At 70.7% G+C, this 21991-nt stretch carries 15 protein-coding genes; 5 read left to right on the top strand and 10 right to left on the bottom strand.

The window, feature by feature from the left end; all coding sequences use genetic code 11:
- The first annotated feature begins 46 nt into the window (after nt 1-46).
- The gene (locus tag POF73_RS41710) at nt 47-2089 is read left to right on the top strand and encodes a glycoside hydrolase family 31 protein (protein WP_272124629.1); all 2043 of its coding nucleotides are present in this window, start codon (nt 47-49) and stop codon (nt 2087-2089) included.
- A gap of 113 nt (nt 2090-2202) precedes the next feature.
- Complete coding sequence (locus POF73_RS41705) at nt 2203-3390, top strand: sulfotransferase family protein (protein WP_272124628.1); 1188 nt, start codon at nt 2203-2205, stop codon at nt 3388-3390.
- 39 nt (nt 3391-3429) lie between these two features.
- Here the strand turns inward: POF73_RS41705 and POF73_RS41700 are convergent, their stop codons facing one another.
- The 7 genes from POF73_RS41700 to POF73_RS41670 form a co-directional block, all read right to left on the bottom strand.
- A complete protein-coding gene (locus POF73_RS41700; RefSeq protein WP_272124627.1) occupies nt 3430-4143 on the bottom strand; it encodes a glycoside hydrolase family 12 protein in 714 nt (237 codons plus the stop codon).
- 55 nt (nt 4144-4198) lie between these two features.
- Nucleotides 4199-6424 carry a glycosyl hydrolase family 95 catalytic domain-containing protein gene (locus POF73_RS41695; RefSeq protein WP_272124626.1) on the bottom strand — a complete coding sequence of 742 codons (2226 nt, stop codon included), beginning with the start codon at nt 6422-6424 and terminating at the stop codon, nt 4199-4201.
- Nucleotides 6421-6543, bottom strand: coding sequence for a hypothetical protein (locus POF73_RS41690; RefSeq protein WP_272124625.1), 123 nt, complete (start codon nt 6541-6543; stop codon nt 6421-6423). The genes POF73_RS41695 and POF73_RS41690 overlap by 4 nt, the downstream gene beginning before the upstream one ends.
- Entirely contained in the window at nt 6543-6653 is a 111-nt protein-coding gene (locus POF73_RS41685) for a twin-arginine translocation signal domain-containing protein (protein ID WP_272124624.1), read from the bottom strand. The genes POF73_RS41690 and POF73_RS41685 overlap by 1 nt, the downstream gene beginning before the upstream one ends.
- Nucleotides 6654-6778: 125 nt before the next feature.
- Nucleotides 6779-7708: a carbohydrate ABC transporter permease gene (locus POF73_RS41680; protein WP_272124623.1), complete on the bottom strand. Its 930-nt coding sequence runs from the start codon at nt 7706-7708 to the stop codon at nt 6779-6781.
- On the bottom strand, nt 7705-8736 hold the full coding sequence (locus tag POF73_RS41675; protein WP_272124622.1) for an ABC transporter permease: 1032 nt from the start codon (nt 8734-8736) through the stop codon (nt 7705-7707). The genes POF73_RS41680 and POF73_RS41675 overlap by 4 nt, the downstream gene beginning before the upstream one ends.
- Before the next feature lie 27 nt (nt 8737-8763).
- Complete coding sequence (locus POF73_RS41670; RefSeq protein WP_272124621.1) at nt 8764-10455, bottom strand: extracellular solute-binding protein; 1692 nt, start codon at nt 10453-10455, stop codon at nt 8764-8766.
- 267 nt (nt 10456-10722) lie between these two features.
- Here POF73_RS41670 and POF73_RS41665 point away from each other — a divergent pair, with 267 nt between their 5' ends.
- A complete protein-coding gene (locus POF73_RS41665) occupies nt 10723-13560 on the top strand; it encodes a glycoside hydrolase family 3 C-terminal domain-containing protein (protein WP_272124620.1) in 2838 nt (945 codons plus the stop codon).
- 154 nt (nt 13561-13714) lie between these two features.
- Here POF73_RS41665 and POF73_RS41660 read toward each other — a convergent pair whose 3' ends face one another.
- The 3 genes from POF73_RS41660 to POF73_RS41650 all read right to left on the bottom strand — a co-directional run bounded on the left by POF73_RS41660 (nt 13715) and on the right by POF73_RS41650 (nt 19755).
- Complete coding sequence (locus tag POF73_RS41660; protein WP_272124619.1) at nt 13715-15160, bottom strand: aldehyde dehydrogenase family protein; 1446 nt, start codon at nt 15158-15160, stop codon at nt 13715-13717.
- A gap of 186 nt (nt 15161-15346) precedes the next feature.
- Entirely contained in the window at nt 15347-17023 is a 1677-nt protein-coding gene (locus POF73_RS41655) for a PucR family transcriptional regulator (protein ID WP_272124618.1), read from the bottom strand.
- A gap of 344 nt (nt 17024-17367) precedes the next feature.
- Complete coding sequence (locus POF73_RS41650; RefSeq protein WP_272124617.1) at nt 17368-19755, bottom strand: ATP/GTP-binding protein; 2388 nt, start codon at nt 19753-19755, stop codon at nt 17368-17370.
- Nucleotides 19756-19992: 237 nt separating this feature from the next.
- On the opposite strand from POF73_RS41650, the gene gabT reads away from it, so the two are divergent.
- Nucleotides 19993-21327: a 4-aminobutyrate--2-oxoglutarate transaminase gene (gene gabT / locus POF73_RS41645; RefSeq protein ID WP_272124616.1), complete on the top strand. Its 1335-nt coding sequence runs from the start codon at nt 19993-19995 to the stop codon at nt 21325-21327.
- A gap of 480 nt (nt 21328-21807) precedes the next feature.
- Complete coding sequence (locus POF73_RS46105; RefSeq protein WP_334313667.1) at nt 21808-21981, top strand: hypothetical protein; 174 nt, start codon at nt 21808-21810, stop codon at nt 21979-21981.
- Nucleotides 21982-21991 lie beyond the last annotated feature (10 nt).

Below are 21991 nucleotides of genomic sequence, written 5' to 3'. Positions count from 1 at the left end.
CCGACCAGGGCACCCCCATGTCCGAACTCCTCCAGGAGCGGCCCCCGTGAATCTGCCTGCTGAAACCCAGCCCCAGGTGAGCCTGGCGCAGTCGTCCCCGACCGTCGGCACGTTCCGTGAGCGGGACGGCGCGCTGGAGTGGAGCGGCCGTCAGGAGAGGGTGCGCGTCGAGCCGTGGGGTCCGGACGCGGTCCGGGTGCGTGCCCGGCTCGGCGGCCCGGTCCTCGACGGACTGCCGGGCGCGCTGCTGGAGTCCGCGCCGGCGACCGAGTCGACCGTGAAGATCGAGGACGGGCTCGGGATCCTGACGGTCGGCGCGCTGACCGTGCAGGTCGACGCCGAGGGGCTGATCCGCTTCCTGCGCACCGAGGACGGCACGGAGGTCCTCGCCGAGGAGCGCGCCCACTTCTGGTGGCCCGGCCCCCGCCTCTACACCGCCGTCGGAAACGGCTACCACCGCCTTGAACAGCGCTTCGCCGCGTACGACGACGAGAAGCTGTACGGCCTCGGCCAGCACCAGCACGGCCGGTTCGACCAGAAGGGCCTGGTCCTGGACCTGGTCCAGCGCAACGCCGAGGTCGGCATCCCGGTGCTGTCGTCCAGCCGTGGCTACACCCTGCTGTGGAACAACCCGGCGATCGGCCGCGTGGAGCTCGCGCACAACGGCACCCGGTGGGTGGCCGACTCCGCCCGCCAGATCGACTACTGGATCACCGCGGGCACCCCGGCCGACGGCCAGCGCCGCTACAGCGCGGTGACGGGGCGTACGCCGATGCTGCCTCAGTGGGCGGCGGGCTTCTGGCAGTGCAAGCTGCGCTATCGCACGCAGGACGAACTCCTCGCCGTGGCCCGGGAGTACAGGCGCCGGGGGCTGCCGATCTCCGCGATCGTCTGCGACTTCTTCCACTGGACGCATCTCGGCGAGTGGAAGTTCGACCCGGCCGAGTGGCCGGACCCGGCGGCGCTGGTGCGCGAGCTGGCCGAGCTCGGCATCAAGCTGGTGGTCAGCGTCTGGCCCTCCGTCTCGCCGCTCTCCGAGAACCACCCGGTCATGGAGCAGCGCGGCTACTTCATCGGCACCCAGTACGGCCCGATGGCCCACGCCGACTGGCCCGACAAGGGGGTGGCGTCGACCGTCCAGGTGGCGTTCTACGACGCCACGAACCCTCAGGCCCGTGAGTTCGTGTGGTCGAGGGTGAAGGAGAACTACCTCGACCCGTACGGCATCACCGCCTTCTGGCTGGACGCCTGCGAGCCGGAGCTGAAGCCGGGCTTCCAGGAGAACCTGCGCTACTGGACGGGCCCCGGCCTGGAGGTCGGCAACAGCTACCCGGCCGAGAACTCCCGCACCTTCCACGAGGGTCTGCAGGCGTCCGGCGAGGACGAGGTGATCACCCTCAACCGCTCGGCCTGGGCGGGCAGCCAGCGCTACGGCGCCGCCCTGTGGTCCGGCGACATCGGCACCGACTTCCCGACCCTGCGCCGCCAGATCGCGGCCGGCCTCAACACCGCGCTCTCCGGCATCCCCTGGTGGAACACGGACATCGGCGGCTTCCACGGCGGCGACCCGGACGACCCGGCGTACCGCGAGGTCATGGTCCGCTGGTTCCAGTTCGGCGCCCTCTCCCCGCTGATGCGCCTGCACGGCTTCCGCGACCCGGGCATGCCGCTCGGCCCGGACATGACCGGCGGCCCGAACGAGGTGTGGTCGTACGGCGAGGAGGCCGGCGCGATCCTGGAGAAGTACCTGCGGCTGCGCGAGCGCCTGAAGCCGTACGTCCTGGACGTCATGCGCGAGGCCCACGAGGAGGGCCTGCCGGTGATGCGGCCGCTGTTCCTGGAGTTCCCCGACGACCAGACGGCCTGGTCGGTCGACGACGCCTACCTCTTCGGCCGCGATCTGCTGGTCGCCCCGGTGCTGACGGCGGGCGCGACGGCCCGCACGGCCTACCTTCCGGCGGGCGCGCGCTGGACGGACGCATGGACCGGGGAGACGTACGAGGGCGGTACGACCGTGACGGTCGACGCCCCGCTGGACCGCATCCCGCTGTTCCTGCGGGACGGGGCACGGCTGCCTGTAGCGGAGTAGCCGTGTCGAGGGCCTGCCAGCCAGGCTCCGGGGGCGACCGGACGGTGGAGGTCTTCCGGTCGCCCCCAACTTCCTTCTCTGCCAAGCCAGTTCGACACGATAGGGTCCCCACCGTGTCCACCACTCCCCTCGCCCTCACCCTGGCCGACCAACTGCTGCGGCCGGGCTTCGGGTCGCGCCGCAGTCCCGACCGGATCTTCGACCGGATCGTCGTGGAGACGGGCGAGGCGAAGGACGACCGGCAGTTCGTCGACGACTTCCGGTCGCTGCTGGGCTGGTGGGCGAGGGCCGAGAACCTGACGCCGGTCGGCTGGCAGTCCGCGCAGGTCTTCGTGCGCCGTCATCTCGCCAACCGGGCCCGGGTGCGGGGGCTGATCGCCGAGCACCCGGAGATCGAGCGGGAGCCGATCGAGCGGCCGGTGTTCGTGGTGGGCCTGCCGCGCACCGCGACGACGGTCACGCACGCCGTGCTGTCCCTTGCGGAGGAGCACCGCGGCCCGCTGCTGTGGGAACTGCTCACGCCCGGTCTGGAGCCCTCGCCCCGCGAGCGTCGCAAGGCGATCACCGCCGGTCGCCGCATGGTCCAGGGCACCAATCTGTTCGCCCCGCGCTTCCGGGACATCCACGCGATGGCCGCCGAGGGCCCAGAGGAGTGCACCTTCGCCCTGCCGCACGCCCTGATGCCGCTGTCGCAGGCGCGGATCCCGGAGTACGAGGCGTGGTACCGGGAGCGGGACTTCACCGACGACTACCGGTATCTCAAGCAGGTGTTCCAGGTCCTCCAGTACGGCCGTCCGCGCCGCCGCTGGATCCTCAAGTCCCCACTGCACCTGGGCAACCTGGACGCGCTGCACACGGTGTTCCCGGACGCGACGATCGTGTGGTGCCACCGCGACCCGGTCACCGCCGTCGCCTCGTTCTGCAGCCTGATCGAGCACGGCATGGCGGTCAGCACCCGCCCCCTCGACCCGCACGGCATCGGAGCCACCTGGTTCCCCCTGCTGAGCCGCGCGACGGAACGCGGCCTCCGGGCCCGCGCCGCCCTCCCCCGCGAGGCCCTCGTGGACGCCCCGTACTCCTGGCTCGCCACCGAGCCCGCCAAGGGCGCCCCGCAGCTCTACGACGCGGTCGGCGCCCGCTGGACCGATGCCGAGGCCGCCCGGCTGTCCGGCGCCGTCGCCCGCCCGAAGGGCACCCGGCCGCACCGGTACGACCTGGCCCGCTACGGCCTGACCCGCGCCGAGGTCGAGTCGGCGTTCGCGGACTACAACGCGCTGCGGGCCGAGGTCGACCCCGCCTGAGGAGACGAGACGGGGGCCGACCCCGGCTCTGATGGAACGTCAGCTGCTGCTGACGGTCAGGTTGTTGGTGTTGAAGTCCAGACCTCCGGACGACGAGGTGATCTCGTAGCCGAACTGGACGTCACCGATGGTCTCGTTGCTGGACATCCAGCCCTTGCCGGTGATCCAGGTGAGGATCGGCTTGATGTTCACGGAGCCGGAGCTGGAGTCGGACGTCCGCAGGAACGAGAACACCTCGTTGGCTCCGTTGGTGCCCTTGTAGACGGTCCAGGTGTGGCCGCCGAGGGTGACGTTGCCCTGCGAGGTGCCGAGCGGGCCGACGGCTCCGTTGTAGTTGACCCAGAGCATGATCTCGTAGTCGTGGTCAGTGTCCCAGATGTCGTACGACGTGTTGTACGCGCCGGACGACGGGACGGTGACGTTGTAGCTGCTGGTCAGCGAGCCGAGGGAGGCGATCGTCTTGTTGATCACCTTCTTGGAGTTCGGGTAGGACTTGATGCCGCCGGTGTTCGGGTGGTTGGCCCGGACACCCCAGTTGGTGCCCGAGTTGGCCCATATGCACTGGCTGCCGGCGCCGGAGCCCCAGATGTTGTTGTAGAGCGTGTAGCCGCCCAGGCTGGTGTTGCCCCACTGGTCGCAGGAGTTCCAGACCGCGGCCGAGGCGGGGGCGGAGGCGAGGCCGACGGTGGCGCCGAGGGCCATCGCCGGGGCCAGCACGGCCGTGGTGATCTTGCGCGGTGCGCTCTTTGCCATGGTGTCCCTTTCCATGGGTGGGGGGAAATGCGGGGGGGGGGAGTTGCGGGGGGTGCTACCACGCCCCCAGGCTGAGGACGTGGTCTTCTCCGGCGACGAGGTCGAGCGGCTGCGCGTCGCCGGCGGAAGTCCGGAGTTCGACACGAAGGGAGCGAGACGGCTTGAGGACGGCCGTGGCGCCACCAGGGGTCCAGGTGAGATCGATCTCCGCGCCGAACCGCGTCCTCACGCCCCGCAGCCGCCCCTGCGGACAGGTCCCCGGGACGGCGGGCAGCAGGACCAGCCGGTCCGGGGTCGACTGCACGAGCATCTCGATCAGTACGGCGGGCAGGGTGTGCGCCGCGTCCGCGTTGTAGACGTCGCGGCGCGGATAGTGGGCGCTCATCAGGGAGCCGTGGAAGAAGTCGCCGTCCAGGACCTGGTCGAGGGCATGGGCGACCCGGCCGCCGTCCCTGAGGCGGGCCGCGATCAGGGCGTGATGGAGGTGGCCGTGCGCGGAGTCGTTCTCGGCGCCCCGGAGTTCGAGGGCGCGGTGGGCGGCAGCGGCGAGGCCGGGGGTGTCGTACGGGGTGATCTCGTCGAGCGGCCAGACGCCGTAGAGGTGGCTGAGATGGCGGTGGTCGTAGGTGTCCGTCAGGCCGGGCCAGGCCCATTCGGCGAGGGCGCCGTCCTCGTTGACACGATGTGGGGGGAGTCGGTCGGCGAGGGTGCGCCAGCGGTCGGCGTCCGGGGTGTCCGGGTGGTAGTGGGCGGCGGTGAGCAGCGCGTGCCGGGCCGCCGAGAGATCCATGGCGGCGTTGATCGTGGCCCAGCTCGCGTTCGCCGGGCGGTTCTCGGGTGAGTAGGACGGGACGACGACCAGGTTGCCCGCGTCGTCGGTGCGGGTGAGGAAGTCCTCGTAGAACCGGGCGACTTCGGCGAGGGCGGCGGCCGTGCGCGGGTCGCGTGCGCCTCTGGTCTCGTCCTGGTCGACGAGCGGCTTGAGGAGCCAGTCGGCGCCGGCGGTCCACAGGTGGAGCGGGTATTCGCGGCTGAAGTGGTAGATGTGCCCGGACTCGCCGTCGGTGTGGGCGGGGGCCACCACGCCGCGGGTGCCGAAGATCGCCCGGGCGTTGTCGCGCCAGTGCTCCCGCTGGCCGTGGATCAGGGCGGCGTGGGCCTCGGTGACCTCCGGGAGGGCGCCCGCCGCGGCCGACGCGGTCTGGAGATTGAGGTTGGCGTCGGTGGTGAACGCGCCCGCCCAGGCCGTGTTCCAGTCGCCGGTCCACAGGCCGGTCAGGCGGGGCGGGAACATGCCGGAGGCGGAGAGGAGGTGGTAGCGGCCGGCCGCGAAGAGGCGTTCCAGCAGGGCGGGGCTCTTCGGACGGCTCAGCAGCTCCGAGCCTGGCAGCGCCCGTTCGCTGTCGTCGGCGCCGAGGTCCAGGCCGACGCGGAGGTAGGCCGGGCGGTGCAGTTCGGTGTGGCGGGCGAGGAGGCGGTCGTAAGGGTCGTCGTCGCTGTCGCTGTCGCCGTCGGGGAGGAGGGCGCGCAGTGCGTGTGCCTCGGCGAGTGCGTCCAGCTCGCCGGTGTGCCGTCGTACCCGGGTGAGGAGCAGCAGCGACCGGGCGCCGTCGACGCGCAGCCCGGGCAGGGAGGTGCGGGTGGTGCCGCCGGTGACGACGGCGAGCGTGATGCCGGTGTACGCCCGGTCGCTGCCGGGGTGGCGGACGCGGAGGGTGAGGAGGGCGCCCTCGGGGGTGAGGACGACGCTGTGGCCGACGGCCAAGTCACAGGGGGCGCCGGGCAGTTGGTGGTCCAGGGCCACGTCGACGGTGAGGCCGGGCTCGGTGACGTGCTGGACGATGACGTCGTCGGCGCGGGAGACGAAGGCCTCGCTCCGCCGGCCGTCGCAGCGGGCGGTGACCACGCCGGTGGTGAAGTCGACCGCGCGGCGGTGGTCGCCGGGATCCTCGGCGGGTGCCGGGCGGCGCAGCCGTATCTGGAAGGCGGGGTGGAAGGGCTGCACCCACTGGAGTTCCCGCCCGTCCGTGAAGTGCTCGGCGGCGGTGACGTCCCCGGCGAGCAACCGGTCCTGGAGTTGCGGGAGTTCGGCGGCGAGGGCGGGTGGACGGGCGTGTTCGGCGCCGTTGGGGCGGACCAGGGCGTGATGATTGACGATGACCCGGTCGTCGTTCGGATCACCGAACACCATGATGCCGTGTCGGCCGTTCCCGCTCAGGAAGGCGTCCTCCCAACGGTCGGCGGGGGCGGTTTCCCAGGTGCCGTGGACGGGTCCACTCATGGGGCGGCCTCCAGCACGGCCACGCCGTACCGCTCCAGCTGGACCCGCTCGGTGACGTCCGCCAGGGAGGCGGTCCTTCGGCCTGGCCGGTTGCGCTCGGTCTCGTTTCGCTCCGGCATCAGGCGGGCTCCCCGTACTGCAGCCCCGCGAGGGACGGAAGGGTGGTGAGCGCGGCAGCGACCGCAGTCCCGGCGAGGACGGTTCTTCTGCTGGGCTGGGACGTGGGCATGACGTACCTCGTTCTGGCAACAGGGGGATGCGGATACCTGCCTGGGGGCACGGGGCTGTATCGATCTGCGGCTGTGCCGCGCGGACGCGTCCAACCACGACGAAGCCGCAGACGACGAACGGCCGTCAGCCCTTGACGGCCCCGGTGAGCATGCCCTTCTTGAAATGCCTCTGGACAAAGGGAGAAAGCACAGCCACCGGCAACAGAGCCATCACCATGACCGCCATCTGAACGGCCAACCCCGACAGTTGCCCCGTCTTGATGGCCTGCCCCAGCCCGACCGGAGCCTCCTGCTTCTGCACCAGCTGAATCATGACGTTCTGCAACGGCATCATGTCCTGGTCGTTCAAATACAGCGACGCGTTGAACCAGGCACTCCAGTAGCCGACCGCGTAGAACAGCGTGATCACCGCGATGACCGCCCGTGAAAGCGGCATGACGATCCGCCAGAGAATCCGGAAGTCCCCGGCACCGTCAATACGCGCGCTGTCGATGAGTTCCTGGGATATCCCCATGAAGAATCCGCGCAACACCAGGATGTTGAACACGCTGATCGCACTCGGGAGGATCAGGGCGAGATAGCTGTCCGTCAGCCCGAGGGTCTGCACCAGCAGATACGTCGGGATGAGTCCGGCGCTGAAGAACATGGTCGCCAGCAGCAGCATCAGGATCCACCGGTGCCCCAGCGAGCCGGTTCGGGACAGCCCGTACGCGCACAGCACGGACACCGTCATGGAGAACGCCGTACCGACCAGGGTGACCAGGACGCTGATGATCGCCGCGCGGGTGACCTGGCCACCGCTCAGCAGTTCCTGGTAGGCGACGAAGGTGATGTCCTTCGGCACCATCACCAGACCGCCGGCCTCATCGATGGTCTTGCGCGTGGAGAGGCTGGTGACGACGACGATCCACAGCGGGAACACGATCGCCAGACAGGCGATGCCGAGCACGAGCCCCTTGCCCGCCAGCCCCACCTTCGTCGGCTGCTCCTCCCAGACGGGCCGGGCCGGCCCGGCCCATGGCTTGGGTACGGGCTTGTCGATCACGGCGGTCATTTCTTGTACACCCCCTGCTCGCCCATCAGATGGGCCACCTTGTTCGCGGCCAGCACGAGACCGATGCTGATGACACCCTTGACGAGTCCGGCGGCGGCCGCGTAGCCGAAGTCCTGGTTGCGGACGCCGTTCCACCACACGAAGGTGTCGAGCACTTCCGCCGCGCCCGGTCCGACGGCATCGCGTTGGAGCAGGATCTGCTCGAAACCGACCGTCAGCGCATCGCCCACCCGCAGTACCAGCAGCAGCGCGATCACCGGCCGCAGCGCGGGCAGGGTGACGTGCCACATGCGGCGCCAGCGGCTCGCGCCGTCCATCGCGGCGGCCTCGTACAGGTCGGGGCTGACGGCGGCGAGCGCGGCGAGGAAGACGATGATCCCCCAGCCCGCGTCCTTCCACACCGCCTGCGCGGTGACGAGGAACTTGAAGGTACTCGGGTCGGTCATGAGGTCGAGACCGTCGTAGCCGTGGTCCCGCAGCAGCTGCGAGAGCAGACCAGCGCCGCCGAGCAGTTGCTGGAAGACCGAGATCACCAGCACCCACGAGAAGAAGTGCGGCAGATAGAGAACGGCCTGCGCGACCGCCCGCACCCGTGGCCTGACCACGCTGTTGATCAGCAGCGCGAGCAGGATCGGGATCGGGAAGAACAGCAGGAGCTGGAGGAAGAACAGCACCAGCGTGTTCTGCACGGCCTGCCAGAAAGCGGAGTCCTCGAAGATCCGCTGGAAGTTCTCCACCCCCGCCCAGGGGCTGTTCAGCATGGACACGACGCCGTTGTCGCTGATGTAGGGGTCATAGTCCTGGAAGGCCACCACATTGCCGAGGATCGGCACGTAGTTGAAGAGCAGGACCAGGGCGACGGCGGGCAGCGTCATCAGGAGCAGGACGCGGTCGCGTCGGAGTCTGAGCCGCAGACTCGGTTTCCCCGGCCGTCGCTTCTCACCGGAACCGGTGGCCCCGGAGGCCACGGGGGTCTTCGCCGTCGTGTCGGCCTCGGTTCTGCTCCGAGGCACCGTGCTGTGGGACACGGCCGTTCTCCTTGCCTCGATGCCCGGTCAGTTGGCCGCGGAGCCGTTCTCGTCGAGGATCTGCTTGTACCAGTCGCGCAGCTTGTCGCCGCCCTTGCTCTTCCAGTCGGAGACGGCCTGCTGCATGTCGCTGATCTTCTTGCGGCCGCGGACGATGTCGTCCTCCAGCTGCTCGAAGTCGTTGGACAGGTTGGTGTACCGGGTGGGCTCGGTGATCTGCATGCCCCAGAAGGAGGACTTCTTGGCGAAGGCGCCCATCCTCTGCTCCCACTCGACCTGGCCCTTGGCGACCTCGGGGAAGTCGGGGTGCGCGATGGTCGCGGCGGGGCTCGCGACCATTGGGTAGGCGTTCATCACGTCGATGTTGCCCTGGTCGGTCTTGGTGGGGACGCCGTCCTTGACGGTGTAGTGGGTTCCTTCGACGCCGTAGTTGGTCATCATGTACTCCTTGGTGCCGTACGGCGCCGCGGTGACGTTGGCGACGGCCAGCACGTCGCGGACGACCGACTCGGAGGCCTTCTTGCTGACGAAGGCGAAGATGCCGGCGGGCTGATCGGCCCACAGGATGGGCTCGCCGCCGTCGTGGCCCCAGATGTCCATGCCCCAGATCTTGAAGTCCGGGTTCTGGACGGCCTGTTCAGTGGTGCGGCTCCACCACTGGGAGATGTTGTTGGGGTAGATCAGGAACTCGCCCGCCGCGAACTTGGGGCCCGGATCGGGCGCATTCTTGCCCAGCCCGGAGTCGGGGTGGACGACACCGGCGGCGAAGAGCTTGCGGGACCACTCCAGCGCCTCAAGGAATTCCTCGGTCTCGATGCGGTAGATGAGCTTGCCGTCGACGAGGTTCCAGCCGAGCGGCTTCTCGCTGCCGGAGAGCACACCGAAGGCCTGGAAGGCGGTCCACTTCATGTCCAGGCAGGCCCACCGCTTGGCCTTGGCGTTGGTGATCTCCTTGGCCAGGGCCATGAACTCGTCGCAGGACTTCGGGACTTCGTAGCCTTCCTTCTCGAAGATGTCCTGCCGGTACAGCGGCACCATGCTGGGGGCCGAGGGGGCCGGCATCGGCAGGCCGCGCAGCTTGCCGCCGAAGATGGAGCGCCGCCAGGCGTCCGTCGGGATCGCGGCGAGGTTCGGGTACTCCTTGACCGCGTCACCGGACAGGTAGGGGCCGAGGTCGGCGAACTTGCTGAGGATGGCGCTGGGTATCTTGCCGCCCATGTTCCAGCCGGGGACCACCACGACGTCAGGGATGTCGCTCGATGCGAGAACCGCGCCGAGCTTCTGGTCGTAGGTGTTGCCGTCCTGGTTCTGCCACCGGACGTCGACGCCGATCAGGTCGTTCATCGACTTGTAGTAGGCGTTGTCCGACTTCGGCGGCGACCCCCAGAACGGCGACATGATGGTCACCTTGCCGCCCTTGCCGAGCTTCTTCTCGACGGAGGTCTTCAGGGTGGCGAGGTCCAGCTTGCCGGTGAAGCCGATCGCCGAGCCGTTCCTGGCCGGGATGTCCGGCGTCACCACATTGCCGGCCACATACGCCGGGAGGATCTTCTTCGCGTCCTTGCCCGAGGTCGTACCGTCACGCGACCCGCTGTCCGACCCGCCGCACGCGGCGAGCAGCGGCATCCCGCCGGCCACCGCTGCGGTGGCGACCGCTGTGGAGGCGAGGAAGCTTCTCCGGCTGGGTCCGGAGGAGGCGGAGGCGGCGTTCGGCGTCATTGCGTCAACCCTTCGCTGAGCTGAAGCGGTGCTGCGACCACTGCGACGGAATCCACAGTCGAAGCGCTTCGATGTTGCAGTGAGGTTAAGTGAACACCCATGGGTGCACAAGGGTCGTTCCCAAGATTCCTCCGAGGTGTAATGGGGACCCTTTCTTATGCACTGCTTGAAGTAGCGGCGTTGATCTCTTGACACCCACCCCGGCGTCGAATGAGCATCGAAGCGCTTCGAAAGCGCCGAACCGATCCATCGCAAGGGGATCCCCACGTGACCGCACACACGCCGCACACACCGCCTTTCCGCGATCAGCGACTGCCGTTCGCGAAGCGCATCGACGACCTTCTGTCGCGGCTCACCCTCGACGAAAAGATCGGATTCCTGCACCAGTTCACGCCGGGGGTCGAGCGCCTGGGCATCGCCGCGTTCCGTACCGGCCAGGAAGCCCTGCACGGTGTCGCCTGGATGGGTCCGGCCACCGTCTTTCCGCAGGCGGTCGGTCTCGGCGCGACCTGGAACACGGATCTCGTACGCCGGGTCGGCGAGGCCGTCTCGAAGGAGACCCGCGCGATGCGCGCCCGCGACGAGCGCGTGGGCCTGAACGTCTGGTCCCCCACCGTCAACCTCCTGCGCCACCCCCTGTGGGGCCGTAACGAGGAGGGCTACGCCGAGGACCCGAAGCTCACCTCGGCCATCGCCACCGCCTACACCCGGGGCCTGCGCGGCGACCATCCGACGTACTGGCGCACCGCGCCCGTCCTCAAGCACTGGCTGGCGCACAACAACGAGACGGGCCGTGACGTCACGTCCTCCTCGGTCCGTCCGCGCGTTCTGCACGAGTACGACCTGCGGGCCTTCCGCGAGACGGTCGAGGCGGGCGCGACGGCGGGTGTGATGCCGGCGTACAACCTGGTCAACGGCCGCCCCAACCATGTCTCGCCGTATCTGCGCGAGCACTTGCGCACCTGGACCGACGACGATCTGCTGGTCTGCTCGGACGCGGGCGCGCCGTCCAACCTGGTCGACTCCGAGCACTACTTCGACACCCACGAGGAGGCGACGGCCGCCGCGCTGCTGGCCGGCGTCGACAGCTTCACCGACCACGGCACCGACAGTTCGAAGATCACGGCCCGGGTGCGCGGGGCCCTGGACCGGGGTCTGCTCACCGAGTCGGACCTCGACACGGCGGTGCGCCGCCAGCTCTCGGTCCGCTTCCGGCTCGGCGAGTTCGACCCGGAGTACGACCCGCACGCGCTCACCAAGGACTTCGACACCCCGGCCCACCGCGCCCTCGCCCAGGAGGCCGCCGAACAGTCGGTGGTCCTGCTCAAGAACAGCGGGGGCCTGCTGCCGCTCGCGGCCGACACCCGGCTCGCGGTGGTCGGTCTGCTCGCCGACGAGTGCAAGCTCGACTGGTACAGCGGCTCGCTCATCCATCGCTCGACTCCGCTGGAGGGCCTGTACGAGCGATTCGGCGCGGAGCGCGTGGAGTTCGCGGAGGGCGTGGACCGCGTCCTGCTCAAGACACGGGCCGGAACCTTCCTGCACGTCCCCGAGGCGGACGCCACCGACGAGGTGCGCGGCGCCGAGGGCGCCCTCGACCCGGCGCTGCTCGCGGGCCGTACGGATCTGCCCGCACTCACCGCCGACGCGACCGGCACCGAACTCGCCCTCGTCGACTGGGGCGAGGGCGTGCTGACCCTGCGCGCCCCCGACGGCCGCTATCTCTCGGTCGCCGAGGACGGCCGCGTCCGTGCCTCCGCCGACCAGCCCGGAGGCTGGGTCGTCCAGGAGACATTCCGCCTGGAACCGCATGAGAACGGATTCCTCCTTCGGCACATCGGTACGGGTCGCCATGTCTCAGTCGCCGCCGACGGCGTCCGGGTTGCCGAAACGAATCCGGAAATCCTCGAACTCGTCGTCGTAGAACGCGGCGAAGACGCAGTGACGCGGATCACGTCCCAGGCGGACGTCGTCCTGGTGGTGGCGGGCAACGACCCGCACATCAACGGCCGCGAGACCGAGGACCGTACGACGCTGGCCCTCCCCGCCCACCAGGAACGCCTGCTACGCGCGGCCCGCGCGGCGAACCCGAACACCGTGCTGGCGCTGATCTCGGCGTATCCGTACGCGGTCGACCACGCGGCGCTCCCGGCGCTGCTCTGGACGTCCCACGCGGGCCAGGCGGCCGGCACCGCCCTGGCCCGTGTCCTGGCCGGCGACGTCTCCCCCGCCGGCCGCCTCCCGCAGACCTGGTACGCCGACGACGCCGATCTGCCCGACCTCCTCGACTACGACGTGATCGGCGCCCGCCAGACCTACCTGTACTTCGAGGGGACCCCGCTGTTCCCGTTCGGGCACGGCCTGTCGTACGCGGCCTTCTCCTACGCCGGGCTCAAGGCCCGTACGACGGACGACTCACTGCACGTGACCTTCACGGTCACCAACACCGGCGATGTGACGGCCGACGAGGTCGCGCAGCTGTACACGCGCGCCGTGGACCCGACGGTGCCGCGCCCCCGCCGCGAGCTGGTGGCACACGAGCGGGTGCGCCTGGAACCGGGCGAGCGGCGGGAGCTGCGCTTCGAAGTGGCCTTGCGCTCCTTCGACTTCTGGGACGTGACCCGGGGCGGATGGCGCCGCGAGCCGGGCCCGTACGAGCTGCTGGCCGGCGCCTCCAGCGAGGACGTCCGGCTGCGTACGACCGTGCTGCTGGACGGCGAGGGGCCCGCCCCGCGCCCGGTGCTGCTGCGCGGCCTGGACGCCGCCGACTTCGACGAGCAGAGCGGCATCGCGATCGTCGACCGCACGAAGACGTCGGGCGACGCGGTGACGGCGGCGCAGGGCATCTCGGGTGAACTGGTCTACCGGGACTGCGACTTCGGGGACGGCGTCGCGGAGGTGACGGCGAGGGTCTGCGGCGACGGCGCGGTCGAGATCTCGCTGGACGGGGGCGCGGTGCTCGCCGTACTGACGTCCAACGCGCCGGACGCGAGCCCGTACGCCTACTCGACCCTGCGGGCCGGGATCATCGCCGAGGGCGTCCGTGACGTCCACCTCAGGCTGCGCGGCCCATTGCGGCTCGCGCACGTCGGCTTCTCCGGTTGAGGGTCCGGAGGAGGCCGGCGAAAGGAAGGGGCCCGGCACCGGAAGGCATCGGTGCCGGGCCCCTTTTCATCCCGGGATGTGAGCCTCTCTACCTGAAAACGATTGTCACAAGCTAGAGCGGATTCCGAACCGGTTCAGAGAGTTCCGAGCCGGCTCAGAGAGCGAGGCCGGTGAGGACCATGACGCGCTCGTAGGTGTAGTCGTCCATCGCGAACTTCACGCCCTCGCGCCCGACACCGGACTGCTTGGCGCCGCCGTACGGCATCTGGTCGGCGCGGTAGGAGGGCACGTCGCCGATGACGACGCCGCCGACCTCAAGGGCACGGTGGGCGCGGAAGGCGGTCTGCAGATCGCGGGTGAACACGCCCGCCTGGAGGCCGTACTTGGACTCGTTCACGGCGGCGAAGGCGGCGGCCTCCCCGTCGGCCTTCTGCACGGTGAGGACGGGTCCGAAGACCTCCTCGCAGGCGAGGGTGACGTCGGCCGGTACGTCGGTGAGGACGGTCGGCGCGTAGGAGGCGCCGTCGCGCTTGCCGCCGGTGAGGAGGGCGGCCCCGGCGGCGACCGCCTCGTCCACCCAGGTCTCGACGCGCTTGGCGGCATCCTCGCTGACCAGCGGGCCGACGTCGGTCGCGTCGTCGTTCGGGTCGCCGGTGACCTGGGTCTCGACGGCGGCGACGATGCGCGGCAGCAGGCGGTCGTACACGGAGGCGTCCGCGATCACGCGCTGCACGGAGATGCAGGACTGGCCGCCCTGGTAGTTGGAGAAGGTCGCGATGCGGGAGGCCGCCCAGTCGAGGTCCTCGTCGGAGGCGAAGTCGGCGAGCACGACCGCGGCACCGTTGCCGCCCAGCTCCAGGGTGCAGTGCTTGCGCGGCACCGAGTCCATGATCGCGTAGCCGACCTTCTCGGAGCCGGTGAAGGAGATGACCGGCAGGCGCTCGTCCTGGACCAGGGCGGGCATCTTGTCGTTCGGCACCGGCAGGATGCTCCAGGAGCCGGCCGGGAGGTCCGTCTCGGCGAGCAGGTCGCCGATGATCAGGCCGGACAGCGGGGTGGCCGGGGCGGGCTTCAGGATGATCGGGGCGCCGGCGGCGATGGCCGGGGCGATCTTGTGGGCGCACAGGTTCAGCGGGAAGTTGAACGGCGCGATGCCGAGGACGACGCCCTTGGGGAAGCGCCGGGTGAAGGCGAGCCGCCCCTGGCCGCCGAGGTCGGTGTCGAGCCGCTGGGCCTCGCCGCCGTTGAATCGCCGGGCCTCCTCGGCCGCGAACCGGAACACGGAGACGGCACGGCCGACCTCGCCCCGGGCCCACTTCATGGGCTTGCCGTTCTCGGCGGAGATCAGCCGGGCGATCTCCTCGGTGCGCTCGACCAGGCGCCGGCTGACGTGGTCGAGGGCGGCGGCCCGCACATGGGCCGGGGTCGCGGCGAAGTCGTCGCGGACGGCGTACGCGGCGGCCACGGCCTCCTCGATCTGCGCGTCCGTAGGCACGCTCACCTTGCCGACGACGCGCCCGTCCCACGGGGAGGTGACATCAAAGGTGTCCTCGCCGCTGACCTGGCGGCCGGCGAGCCAGAAGGCGTGGGTGGAAGCCATAGTCGATTACCGGCCCTTCCGCGTTGGGGTGTGCTGCTCCTGGTGTGTCGTGGTCCACGGTAGGGGTGCGGGGGCCGAGGGGCGTTTGTCCGGGGTGTAGTGATGGGAGTCGCGGGCGCTCCGATTTGGCATACGTGGCCTGCGGGCCGTCCTGTCCGCCTGCTCGGCCTGCTCGGCCTACTCGGCCTACTCGGCCGACGTCGCCTTCAACGCCAGCCACAGCTCCATCCGCACATCCGCGTCGTCCAGCGACCGCCCGAGGATCTCCTCCACCCGCCGCATCCGGTACCGCAACGTGTGCCGGTGCACCCCGAGATCCGCGGCCGCCGCGTCCCACTGTCCGTGTCGCGACAGCCACGCCCGCAGCGAGGCGACCAGATCCCCCCGCCCCGTCGCGTCATGCTCGTGCAGCGCCCGCAGCAACCCGTCCGCGAACGCCTTCACCGCGTCGTCCGCGAGCAGCGGCAGCACGGACCCCGCGGCCAGTTGCTCGTGCTCCACGCACACCCGCCCGCGCCGCCGGGCCACCGACAGGGCCTGCTCGGCCTGCTTGTAGGCCGCCGCCGCGGCGATGGGCCCGGCCGGTGCCGACAGCCCCACGACCAGCTCGTCCTCGTCGGCTCCCCCACGCCCTTCCGACCCGGCCCCCCGTGCCGCCTCAAGTGCCGCCGCGTACTCCGCGCACGCGGCGACCGCCGCGCCCTCGTCCGCGGCGAGCACGACCACCCGTGCGGCCTCGCCCTCGCCCTCCGGCACCACGAGCACGGCCTCCCCCGCCCGGGCCGCCGCCGACTCCACGACCTCGGTGAGGGCGCCCAGCGGATCGCCGCTCGCCCCGGACGCGGCGACCAGCACCGCGGCCGACGCCTTGGTCAGCGCCACCCGCGCCCCGGAGTCCACCACCCGGGCCGCCGACACCGGCGCCGCCTCGGCGACGATCACCCGGAAGGGCGCGTCCAGCAGGTCGCCGTACAGGTCCCCCGCCACCGCCCGCGCATGGTCCGGCTCACCGGCGAGCAGCATCCGCAGCACCGCCGCGCCCACCCGCTGCTCGGCCGCGTGCAGCGACCGGGAACGCTCGGTCGTCAACGTCAGCAGTGCGATCGCCGAGTGCACCGCGTAGCGCTCGGCCGTGCCCGGCGCGGCCGCCGTCCCCACGGCCAGGGCGGCCCGCGGCCGACGGCCCGTGCCCAGGGTGTGCAGCTCGACCCGGTCCTCGTGCTCCGGCCCGCCGACCACCGAGGACGCCGGCGCGGGCCGCTCCCGCAGCCGCTCCACCTCGGCGGTGAGCCGTGCCGCGCGCCGCCCCGCCCACTCGGGGGCGGTCGCGACGACGGCACCGGAGGCGTCGTAGAGCGCCGCCCAGCCGTTGACCTGGGACGCCAGCGCGGCCAGCAGCCCCTCCGGCCCGTCGGTCAGCGCCTGCTTCGTCAGCTCCCGCTGGGCCGCGAACCCTGCTGTCACCGCCCGGTACTGGTCCGCCGCGATCGCTGCCGACACGGCCTTGCTGATGGCAAGGAAGGGGGTGCGGCGCGGCACCTCCAGCAGGGGCAGGCCCTCCTCCGCGGCCGCGTCGACCAGGGCCTCGGGGATGTCCTCGTAGTTGACGCCGACCGCGAAGCCGAGCCCGACCACGCCCGCGCCCACCAGGCGCCGCACATAGCGCCGCATCGCCTCGGGGTTCTCCGCGTCCAGCTTGAGAGCGGTGATCAGCAGCAGCTCCCCGCCCTCCATGTAGGGCACGGGATCGGCGAGCTCACTGACGTGCGCCCAGCGCACGGGCACGTCCAGACGGTCCTCGCCCGCCCGCACGGTCAGCTTGAGCGCGGAGTGATGGACGAGCGAGGCGAGCGTGGGTGGCATGAGACCTTCAGGTCGGCGTGATCGTCATGATCTTTGGCCGCCACGTATGAACAGCCTGTGCCGATTCTCCCTCACCGTACGGTCATGGAGTGACCTGAAGTCCGGCCCCAGGACCTGTCCGGCGGATCAGGCCGGCTGCAGGAAACCGTGCGGACCGGCGGACCCGAGCGGGCGCTGGTACGTGCAGCTGCAAGGCGGAGAAGGGCGGCGACGCGATGGGGGTCCCCCCGCACGAGGTTGTTCGAGCGTGGGGGAGTCGTCAACCGACGACAACGCGGCTGGGGGTCCCCCTCTGGGGGAGCGCGCACCAGCGCCCGCGTCACCAACCTGTCCGGTCAGCACACCTAGCCCCGCAGATCCACCAGCAACGGCGGCGCGTGCTCGCCCTGGACACTGGTGAGCGACAGCACCGCATGCCCCGGCGGCACCCCGTGCGCCAGCTCGGACGCCGACCACCGCTCCCGCTCGACCTGGCGGACGGTGACGGCTTCCGTGGTCACCGCCTTCCCCGTCACCAGCTTGCGCAGCGCATGCATCGCCCGGGTCATCGGCTGATCGGCGAACACGGTGTGCTGGGCGACGTCCGTGGCCTCCACCCACTCAGTACCCCAGGCGTCGGCGAAGCGGCTGCCGTCCCAGGTTGTCACTCCGGACAGGGCCATCCGGCAGCCGACCGCCCCGAACAGCGGCCCGTGCAGGGGTTCCGGCACGTCGGAGACCGTGCGCAGGGCGAGCACGACACCGGCCTTCTGTGAACGCAGCCGCTGAATACGCCGTACCGACTCAGAGGTGACCGTCCCCGTTGCATCGTCGAGGACCAGGCTGACGAAGTGGTCGCGTGAGCCGTCCCTTGCGACCTCGGCGAACTGGGCCAGCACGAGCCGGGCGATCAGCCGGGAGACCTCCTCGTGACCGCGCTCGGGCAGGTCGATTCGGACACGCAAGGGGTGGTGGGCGACAGCGCGCAGCGAGAACGGACGGTTCGTGTCGCCACCCGAGCCGAAGAACTCGGCGAAGGCGGGCCGGTCCAGCAGGGCGAGCCGGTCGGCGAGCAGCGGGCCGGGATCGCCGGGGGTGCCCGACTGCCGTACTCGGGCGTCGAGTTCACGGCGCAGCACGGCGTGCCGATCCTCCGTCAGAGCCGCGCGCAGGTCCGTCAGTGCCGAAGGCTCCCCCTCCAGCAGCTCCCGCAGGACGGGCAGGGTGGGAAAGGTGCCGTGCACGGCCCGGTACGGGCCCAGCAACTGGGCCAGCGCGGCCGTGGCCCGCTGGGCACTCACGGTGTCGAGGTCCCCGGACAGGGCCTCGGCGAGGAGGGCGGCGGCCTCGTCCGGGTTGTCGGTACCGGCGTACGGGTCGAGGTCGTGGACGGACCGGGAGTCGCCGATGCGGACGACGACGTCGTAGGAACCGTCCGGGCCGAGCGCCGCCCCCGCCGCGCCGACCGCGACGACTGCGCACCGCCCGGTCAGGGCCTGCAGGGCGAGGGACTCCACCACTGGGGCGATCACATACCGGGTCTTGCCCGACCCCGACGGGCCGACGACGAGGAGCGAGGTCCCGAGGGTCTCCGGTTCGAGGGCGGCGCCCGCACCTCCGTACGCGAGCGGCGTGCGGTCGCCGCCCACCCAGCGTCCGATGCGGACCTGGCCGACGAGCAGATCGTGCAGGGCGGTGCGGGCAGGCAGGTCGCGGGCCCCGGAGGGGTGGGTGAGCGCGGCGAAGCCGTGGCGCAGCACGGCGTCGGTGAACTCGGCGAGGCGTCCCTGGAGGCGTGCGCGCCGCCACCCGTGGGTGAGCCGGGCACAGTCGACGTCGCTCATCCGCCCGGCCAGCACATCCGCGGTGAGGAGATCGGCAGCCCGGTGCTGCCCGGCGTCCCGGAGGACCGGCCATTGCGCAGGGGGCATGGGGGCAGGCCGCGCAGGCCCGTCCGTACCGGCGGTCCGGCGGGCGGCGAGCAGCGCGTTGCCATAGGCCCGCCAGTCGCCCACACGGGCGAAGGGCCACATCACGAGGAGGGTGATGACCGTGTACAGGCTGTACACGAACAGCGGCGACTGGAGCAGGTCGTAGCCCTGGGAGAGGGCGATGGTCAGGTTGAGGAGGGGGTCGACGACCGGGACGGGGTCCCAGAACGCCCCGGGGAACGCGCTGGGAAACACGAGCGCCAGCGCCACGACGGCCCAGAGAGCAGTGAGCGCGGCACGCCGGGGCTGGGGTTTGCGGGCGAAGTAGTGGCGGAACACCTTGCCCCAGCTGCCGAGACGGGCCATGGCCCAGACGAGCACGGCGAAAGCGATGCCGCGGTAGGCGATGAAGGCCTGAATGCCCCATCCACCGGGCTTGGCATTGATCTCGGTCGCGGCCTCCCACCAGTCGTCCGGCGTGACCAGCCGCAGCGGAGCCCACTGGTACGGAATCGCACCGCGCAGCCAGAGGGACCAGATGATCAGTCCGGCGACCGCCGGGATCACCATGCCGACGACAGTCATCGGGCTGAGCCGCTGCTCCTGATCCGCCCCCTTCGACGGCCGGTACCCAAGCCGCCAAATGCCGGGCCGGACCTCGGGACGGGGCTCGTTCAGCCAGTCGACGACTGCCGATGGCGTCGGCCGGCCCGGGGCGTGCGTCGGCCGAGGCGGCACCGTCGGCACCTCCGGTGGGCCCGCCGGACGCGGCACAGGGTTCGCGTGCGTACCCCGAGCGTCGTGCATCCCGTCGCTGTCCATCGCCCTTGCCCCCTGACCAGCCGTTCCGTCCACCGTCAGCGAGCCAATCTAGTGCCCTCCGATGGAGAGTCCACCGCTTACACGGCCGGGTGTCGTCGCGGACGCCATGTCCACCACGGACAACCGACGCTCCCGACAACGCCCACATGGAGCATGCCCACCCCCCGCTCCCGCCCCTAGCCTGCGAGAAAAGAGGAAGACAGAAGACAAGCGTCCGCAACACCCCAGGAGCCCCTTATGAGCGCACTTCCCCAGGAGCGCCGCGTCGTCACCGCCATCCCCGGTCCGAAGTCGCAGGAGCTGCAGGCCCGCCGTACCGCCGCGGTCGCGCAGGGCGTGGGCTCCGTGCTGCCCGTGTTCGCCGCGCGTGCGGGCGGCGGCATCATCGAGGACGTCGACGGCAACCGGCTCATCGACTTCGGCTCGGGCATCGCCGTGACCTCCGTCGGCGCGTCCGCCGAGGCCGTCGTACGCAGGGCGACCGCGCAGCTCGCCGACTTCACCCACACCTGTTTCATGGTCACGCCCTACGAGGGCTACGTCGCCGTCGCCGAGGCGCTGGCCGAGCTGACCCCGGGTGACCACGCCAAGAAGTCGGCGCTGTTCAACTCCGGCGCCGAGGCCGTCGAGAACGCCGTCAAGATCGCCCGGTCGTACACCAAGCGCCAGGCCGTCGTCGTCTTCGACCACGGCTACCACGGCCGCACCAACCTCACGATGGCGCTGACCTCGAAGAACATGCCGTACAAGCACGGCTTCGGTCCGTTCGCGCCGGAGGTCTACCGGGTGCCGGTGGCCTACGGCTACCGCTGGCCGACCGGTCCCGAGAACGCGGGTCCGGAGGCCGCCGCGCAGGCCATCGACCAGATCAGCAAGCAGGTCGGTGCGGAGAACGTCGCCGCGATCATCATCGAGCCGGTGCTCGGCGAGGGCGGCTTCATCGAGCCGGCCAAGGGCTTCCTGCCGGCGGTCCGTCAGTTCGCCGCCGACAACGGCATCGTCTTCGTCGCGGACGAGATCCAGTCCGGGTTCTGCCGTACGGGTCAGTGGTTCGCGTGCGAGGACGAGGGCGTCGTCCCCGACCTGATCACCACCGCGAAGGGCATCGCCGGCGGTCTCCCGCTCGCCGCCGTGACCGGCCGCGCCGAGATCATGGACGCCGCGCACGCGGGCGGCCTGGGCGGCACCTACGGCGGCAACCCGGTCGCCTGCGCCGGTGCGCTCGGCTCGATCGAGACGATGAAGGAGCTCGACCTCAACGCCAGGGCGAAGAACATCGAGGCGGTCATGAAGGCCCGCCTCAACGCCATCGCCGAGAAGTTCGACATCGTCGGTGATGTGCGCGGCCGCGGCGCCATGATCGCCATCGAGCTGGTCAAGGACCGCGCCACCAAGGAGCCGAACCCGGAGGCGACCGCCGCGCTCGCCAAGGCCTGCCACCAGGAGGGCCTGCTGGTCCTGACCTGTGGCACCTACGGCAACGTGCTGCGCTTCCTGCCCCCGCTGGTGATCGGCGACGACCTTCTGAACGAGGGTCTCGACATCATCGAGCAGGCCTTCGCCCGTATCTGAGGCCACGGCAAAACCACTGGTGAGCGACAGGATCCCGGTCCCGGGAACCTCATCCGCCCCGGCCCTGACACCCAGCGTGATTCCGGGGCTGGGGCGGCTACCGTCAGAGCGTGTGAAGAAGGTGTGCGAGGTGGATGTCAGGACGCGATTCCGTCTGTCTAACACCCTCGCCCTGTCGTAGGTTCTAACCAGATGAGAGATACACCCCGCCCAGAGGGGACTCTGGGTGACATCAGGCCGAGGCCTCCCCAGCTTCGACCTGGTCGTGCCCTCGCGCACACAACCGGGGCTTCCGGCTCCGGATCTCCTCACCGATCGGACAGTCGCCCGCCCCAAACCCCCCGGGGCGCGCGACCATCCGATCCGGACGGCCGCCTCGGAACTACCCCCCCTGTTCCGGGGCGGCCGACCTCCCTCTTTCTCCTTCTCGGGATTCTCGGGCTTCCCGCCCTTCTCTTCGCGCTCATCACCTGGCAGGTGATGGCCGATGGCCCGCTGGTCGACCTCGACGAGGCGGCCAGCCGGGCCCTGATCCACCCGGGCCGCTTCTCCGAACTCCTCGCCGACCTCGGCAATGTGCAGGTCGCGGTGCCGGTCCTGGCCGTCGCCCTGGTGTACGCCGCGTGGGGGGGCCCCCCCCCCCCCCCGACATAAAAAACTCTTT

Origin of the sequence: Streptomyces sp. HD, from assembly GCF_028369295.1 — a bacterium.
Lineage (GTDB): Bacteria > Actinomycetota > Actinomycetes > Streptomycetales > Streptomycetaceae > Streptomyces.
Note: the sequence above shows the minus strand (reverse complement) of the source record. Positions and strands in the feature narration are given on the sequence as shown.